Source organism: Pseudomonas fluorescens (assembly GCF_902497895.1).
Lineage (GTDB): Bacteria > Pseudomonadota > Gammaproteobacteria > Pseudomonadales > Pseudomonadaceae > Aquipseudomonas > Aquipseudomonas fluorescens_BP.
In genome coordinates, this window is sequence record NZ_CABVHQ010000046.1 from 43597 (window position 1) to 49755 (window position 6159).

Below are 6159 nucleotides of genomic sequence, written 5' to 3' on the forward strand. Positions count from 1 at the left end.
GTGCTTCAAGGCAGACGCTGGCTCAACTCGTTTGCCAGATAGCGGGCGAAGGTCGAGATCCGCTGGGCGATATGCCGACGATGCTGGTATAGCGCATGGATGTCCGCATTCGGCATCTGGTAGTCGGTCAGCAGCGCCACCAGTTGCCCGCTGGCCAAATGCTCACGCACATCCCAGTACGAGCGCATGATCAGACCATGCCCCTCCAGGGCCAGTTGCACCGCGACCTCACCATGGTTGCTGGAGAGACTGCCGCGGACTTTCTGGGAAAACTCGCGGCCGTCCTTATGGAAGCGCCAGAGCGCATAGTCACTGCCCAGTTGCCGCAGGACGATGCAGTTATGGTTGGCCAGGTCTTCGACACTTTGTGGCTCGCCGGCTCGTTCCAGGTAGCTGGGAGCGGCACAGAGGATCCGTGGATTGTCGAGCAAGTGCACGGCAATCAACCGCGAGTCGGGAGGCTCGCCCAGGCAAATCGCCATGTCGAAATCCTGGTCCAGCAGATTGACTGGCTGGCTGCTCAGCTCCAGGGAAATTTCCAGTTCCGGGTGCAGAAACGCAAAACTCGACACCACCGGCGCCAGATGCCGCCGGCCGAAGCCCAGGGTTCCATTGATGCGCAAGCGCCCGCGCAACGTCGTTTGGCGATTGCTCAGGGCGCTTTCCAGTTCCTCCAGTTGCTGCAGGATCGGTTGCCCGCCTTCCATATACAGCATGCCTTCGCTGGTCAGGGTCAGGCGCCGTGTCGTGCGTTGCACCAGCAACACCCCGAGGCGTTGCTCGAGTTGAGTCAGGCGTTTGCTGACCGCCGGCAATGACAGACCCAGTTCACGTGCGACGGCCGTCAGGCTGCCGCGAGTCGCCACATGCTGAAAGAACGTCAGGTCATCGATGGTGGACATCTATTCTTTCCATTTTTTCAAGAATGGTTTTCCAGAACAGCCAATTGTGCGTCACCAGCAACCAAATACACTGAAGCCATCGTCCTATCAACCCCCAGGAGTCCCATCATGAGCAAGCCCGGCTACAAAATCGCGGTGATCCCCGGTGACGGCATCGGCAAGGAAGTCATGCCCGAAGGCGTGCGCGTGATGGACGCCATCGCCAGGACCCACCACCTGGAACTGCACTGGGACTGGTTCGATTTCGCAAGTGCCGACTACTACGTCGAACACGGCAAGATGATGCCGGATGACTGGTTCGAGATCCTCAAGGGCTACGACGCTATCTACTTCGGCGCGGTCGGCTGGCCGGACGTGGTGCCGGATCACATTTCCCTGTGGGATTCGCTGTTGCAGTTCCGTCGCGAACTCGACCAATACGTCAACCTGCGCCCCTGCCGCTTGATGCCCGGAGTGAAAACCCCGCTGGCCAATCGCAAGCCCGGTGATATCGACTTCTACGTCGTGCGGGAAAACACCGAGGGCGAGTACTCGAGCGTCGGCGGAAAAATGTTCCCCGGCACCGAGCGCGAGATCGTGTTGCAGGAAACCGTGATGACCCGCATCGGTGTTGATCGCATCCTCAAGTTCGCCTACGAACTGGCCCAGAGCCGGCCGAAAAAACACCTGACTTCCGCGACCAAATCCAACGGCATAGCTATCACCATGCCTTACTGGGACGAACGGGTGGTCGAAATGGGCAAGCGCTTCCCGGACGTCAAGGTCGACAAGTTCCACATCGACATCCTCACCGCAAACTTCGTCCTGCACCCGGACTGGTTCGACGTGGTGGTGGCGAGCAATCTGTTCGGCGACATCCTGTCCGACCTCGGCCCGGCCTGCACCGGCACCATCGGTATCGCCCCTTCGGCCAACATCAACCCGGAGCGCAACTTCCCGAGTCTGTTCGAACCGGTTCACGGTTCAGCACCGGACATCGCCGGCAAAGGCATCGCCAACCCGATCGGACAGATCTGGTGCGGCGCAATGATGCTTGAGCACCTGGGGCATCCCGAAGCGGGCGCTGCCGTTCTTGCCGCCATCGAAACTGTATTGGCCATGGGCCCTGAAGCGGCGCCGCTGACGGCCGACATCGGCGGCACCGGGAATACCGAAGCGCTGGGCAAGGCGATCGCGGCGATCTGCTAGTGGCCTGTGTGGCTAGTTCGTTAGTTCAAATTCGGATGCCAGAAGTCCATAGCCAAGGCGCTGTGACGAGTCATAGCCCGCTATGGCGAGGAACAGCAACGCAGGATATGGGCTCGGCAACGAAGTTGACTAACAGAACTAGCCACACAGGCCACTAGGCTCACCGCGCAATCTTCCGTTTCGCGCCAGCTTTACGGGAGATTGTGGCGCGGCGACCGGTCATCCTGATGCTGGCTCATCCCGTTGCTTGCGAGGCCTCATGACACTGCTTTTCAAAGTCGATACCGAGCGCGGGCTGGCCTGGAAAAACCTGTTCCAGCGTCACGCGCCGGACATTGACGTCCGGTTCTGGCCGGACCTCGGCGACCCCGACGAAGTCCGCTACCTGGCGACCTGGCAGCCGCCACCGGACGTGCACCTGCTGTTGCCGAATCTGCAAGCAATATTCGCGACTTCCGCGGGTGTCGATCAATTCGATCTGCGCTGCCTGCCACCTCAGGTCGAGGTCGTGCGCATGCTCGACCCCGGCATCGTCCAGGCCATTGTCGAGTACGCCTGTTTTGCGGTGCTGGCGTTGCATCGAAAAATGCCCGAGTACCTGGCTCAGCAGCACCAGCAGCAGTGGCAGATCCAGCCTTGGGTCTCGGCGCCGCAGCAACGTGTCGGTGTCATGGGGCTGGGCAATCTGGGGATTGCCGTGCTGGATCGTTTGCAAACCTTCGGTTTCAGCCTCAAGGGCTGGGCCCGTTCCGCGAAGCGGATCGATGCGGTGGAGTGTTTCGCAGGGACCGAACAGCTGCCGCAGTTTCTGAATCAATGCGACATCCTGATCTGCCTGTTGCCGCTGACGGAAGACACCCGTGGCATTCTCAATGCTTCGACCTTCGCGGCACTTCCCCCTGGCGCCAAGCTGATCAATCTTGGCCGTGGCGGTCACCTGATCGAAACCGACCTGCTCCAGGCGCTGGACAGCGGCCACCTGCAGCATGCCGTGCTCGACGTGCTGAATGACGAACCACCAGCGGCCGACCATCCGTTCTGGCAACATCCGCGTATCTGGCTGACCCCGCACATCGGGGCAATGACCCAGCCGGAAACCGCCTTTGAGGTCTTGCTGGCCAATATCAGGCGTCATCAGCGTGGCGAACCTATGGTTGGCACCATCAAGCGCAGCGATGGCTACTGAGATCATGTGTACACATCTTTTGGGTCTGGCTCCCGTAGCAGCTGCCGAGCCTGCGAGGCTGCGTTCGGCCCGGGCCGCGTTCGGACGAAGCGGTCGTAGTCCGATGCATGCGGTCGTTCGGTTAAATCGCGATCACAGGTTTTACGGCTGCTTCGCAGCCGAACGCAGCCTCGCGCAGCTCGGCAGCTGCTACGGTGCCGGAACGTCCCGCTCCAGCTCACGCCGCCTGCGTCCGAGCCAGCCTCCCGATGCAGCCCACAGCAAGGCAATTACCGCGCCGATCAACATTGCCAGTTGCGGATACTCGACCAGCACATCCAGCCCGCGCTTGACCCAGCCGGCGACGGCATCGCCGCCGCGATAGACCACGGTGTCGATGAAGTTCTTGGCCTTGTATTTCTGTTCCGGCAACAGCACGGTGTAGAGCATTTCCCTGCCTGGGCGTACCAGCGCGTACTCACCGGCCCGGCGAATGACCATGACCACCACGAACACAGCGAACACCGGTGCCAGCGCCAGCCAGAGAAAGCCGAGGGCCATGACCAACGGTACTGCCACCAGCAACACCCCCACGCCAAGCTTCTGCGCGATGCGTCCGGTGAGGAAGATCTGAGTCAGGATCGCCAGGGTCTGGACCACTGCATCGATCAGTCCGAACACCTGGGTCTGGCGCGTGCGGTCAGTGAAGGTCTGCGCCACCAGCCGCGCCTGCTCGAAATACAGGAAGGTGCTGACACTGGCCAGTAGCACCACGAACAGCGCAATGCCCAGTAGATAAGGCGAGCGCAGGACCGCCGTGGCGCCGGCAAACGGATTGCCGCCCAGCGGCCTGGACCGCGGGTGTTCGACTTCCGCCGGCAATGGATGGCGATCACGCCAGCGCTGCAGGTACAACGCCGCAGCGATGCTGCCGAGCAGGAACAGTGCCGCCAGCAGCACCAGACCCGAGTGGCCGATGACCCCGACCAGCACTGCACCCAGAATCGGCCCGATCAACCCGCCCAGGCTGGCGCCACCGGCCATCAGGCCGAACAGGCGCTTGGCCTGTTCGTTGGAGAACAGGTCGGCCAGTACGCTCCAGGCCAGGGAAATGGCCAGCAGGTTGAACACCGACAGCCAGATATAGAATGCCCGTGCGACCCATAGATTATCCGGTTGCACGGCAAAGATCGCGGCAAACAGCAGCAGGTTGCTTGCCAGAAAGCCATAGGTCCAGGGCAGGATGCGTCGGCGCTCGACCCGTGAGGCCAGCCAGCCGAACAGCGGCAGCGCCATCAGGGTGGCGATGAACGTGCCGGTGAACAGCCATTGCAGGTTCTCCACCCCACCCGCTACACCCATGGTCTCGCGCACGGGGCGCAGCATGAAGTAACCGGCAAACAGCAGGAAGAACAAGGCCAGCCCGCCATGCACCGCGACACCCTCATCGTCGCGGACATTGAAACCCTTGCCCAGCAGGCTACTGAAGCGATTACGCATTGCCGGCCCGGACATGAGACCCGGGCGCTCAGGCGAATTGCTGGATCAGACGCTGCTGTTGCCCGGCGCCGAGCAATGGGCCGGTTCCAGCCTTGAGCTGATCGAGCTGGCGCTCGGGCCGGCTGGTGGCGGGGATCACCGTGGTCACGGCCGGATGGCTGATGGCAAACTTGAGGAACAGCTGCGCCCAGCTGCTGATTCCCATCTCCGCTGCCCAGCCCGGCAATGCCAGGTCCTTGACCCTGGCGAACAATCGACCGTCGTCGAAAGCCCGGTTGATCAGGACCGCCACCCCCTTGTCCTGGGCCAGCGGCAACACAGTTCTGGCGGCATTGGGCGAGTTCACTGAATAGTGGATCTGGATGAAGTCGAGCTTTTCAGTGCGCAGGATCTTCTCCAGTTCTGCCAGGCCGCTGTCGGTGTAGTGGGTCACGCCGATGTAGCGGGTTTTGCCCTGGGCCTTGAGTTCGCGGGCATAGGGCAGTTGCTCTTGCCAGTCGCGCAGGTTGTGGATCTGCAGCAGATCGACTTTGTCGGTGTGCAGTTTCTGCAAGGAGCCTGCCCACTGTTCTTCGGCTGCGGCGCGGCTGTTCGCGGCAATCTTGGTCGCCAGGAAAGTCTTCTGACGCCAGCCCCCCTCCTCCAGCAATTGGCCGAGCACCGCATCGGCGCTACCGTAATTGGGCGAGGTATCGATGACCCGGGCTCCGTGCTGGAAGAACACCTGCAGCACCTGTTTGAGCTGCTGGTACTGCGCCGACCCCGCCTCGACCTCGAAACTTCCGGAGGTACCGGCGCCGATCACTGGCAGCGCTTCACCGGTCGAGGGGATCTTGCGAGTCAGCAAAGGCGTTGCAGGCGGTGACTGAACGTTCGATGTGCTTTGGGCGAAAGCGCCGCTATGAACGGCGAGTAAACCGAGGCCCGCTGTGGCGGTGGTAGCCAGGAAGTGGCGACGTGTATACATGCTTGATCTCCTTCCACCGGAACGCGATTCAGTGGTTGCTAGCCAGGTAGAGGAATCCCCAGGGTCAACCAGATATTCCAGCCCTCTGCGCGATTCTGGCAAACAACCTGATACGTCAGGTTAGTCGCCGCGGGAAATGCTGCCACTTCCCAACAGACGACTCGTGGCCTGAACTGGCGCCAAAGTCAAAAGATCGCAGCCTTCGGCAGCTCCTACACCGACCGAATATATCCCTGACATCGCGGATGCACACAAATCCCGCCCGACCGCATACACCCGCGACATCGCGGATGCACACAAATCCCGCCGACCGCATACACCCGCGACATCGCGGATGCACACAAATCCCGCCGACCGCATACACCCGCGATATCGCGGATGCACACAAATCCCGCCGCCCGCATACACCCGCGATATCGCGGATGCACACAAATCCC

5 protein-coding genes are annotated in these 6159 nt (G+C 61.5%); 2 read left to right on the forward strand and 3 right to left on the reverse strand.

The window, feature by feature from the left end; all coding sequences use genetic code 11:
* Positions 1-5 precede the first annotated feature (5 nt).
* The gene (locus F8N21_RS21125) at positions 6-902 is read right to left on the reverse strand and encodes a LysR family transcriptional regulator (protein ID WP_150643953.1); all 897 of its coding nucleotides are present in this window, start codon (positions 900-902) and stop codon (positions 6-8) included.
* 108 nt (positions 903-1010) lie between these two features.
* On the opposite strand from F8N21_RS21125, the gene F8N21_RS21130 reads away from it, so the two are divergent.
* On the forward strand, positions 1011-2090 hold the full coding sequence (locus F8N21_RS21130; protein ID WP_150643954.1) for a tartrate dehydrogenase: 1080 nt from the start codon (positions 1011-1013) through the stop codon (positions 2088-2090).
* Positions 2091-2349: 259 nt separating this feature from the next.
* Entirely contained in the window at positions 2350-3276 is a 927-nt protein-coding gene (locus F8N21_RS21135; protein ID WP_150643955.1) for a 2-hydroxyacid dehydrogenase, read from the forward strand.
* Positions 3277-3465: 189 nt separating this feature from the next.
* On the opposite strand, the gene F8N21_RS21140 is transcribed toward F8N21_RS21135, so the two are convergent.
* Both F8N21_RS21140 and F8N21_RS21145 read right to left on the reverse strand, forming a co-directional pair.
* Positions 3466-4755, reverse strand: coding sequence for an NTP/NDP exchange transporter (locus F8N21_RS21140; RefSeq protein ID WP_150643956.1), 1290 nt, complete (start codon positions 4753-4755; stop codon positions 3466-3468).
* A 28-nt stretch (positions 4756-4783) separates the two neighbouring features.
* Entirely contained in the window at positions 4784-5722 is a 939-nt protein-coding gene (locus F8N21_RS21145) for an aldo/keto reductase (RefSeq protein WP_150643957.1), read from the reverse strand.
* Between the last annotated feature and the right edge of the window lie 437 nt (positions 5723-6159).

Excerpts from the sequence above, each read along its gene's own strand:
- F8N21_RS21125 (WP_150643953.1), bottom strand. The coding sequence starts at position 902 with ATGTCCACCATCGATGACCTGACGTTCTTTCAGCATGTGGCGACTCGC.
- F8N21_RS21130 (WP_150643954.1), top strand. The coding sequence starts at position 1,011 with ATGAGCAAGCCCGGCTACAAAATCGCGGTGATCCCCGGTGACGGCATC.
- F8N21_RS21145 (WP_150643957.1), bottom strand. The coding sequence starts at position 5,722 with ATGTATACACGTCGCCACTTCCTGGCTACCACCGCCACAGCGGGCCTC.
- F8N21_RS21135 (WP_150643955.1), top strand. The coding sequence starts at position 2,350 with ATGACACTGCTTTTCAAAGTCGATACCGAGCGCGGGCTGGCCTGGAAA.
- F8N21_RS21140 (WP_150643956.1), bottom strand. The coding sequence starts at position 4,755 with ATGCGTAATCGCTTCAGTAGCCTGCTGGGCAAGGGTTTCAATGTCCGC.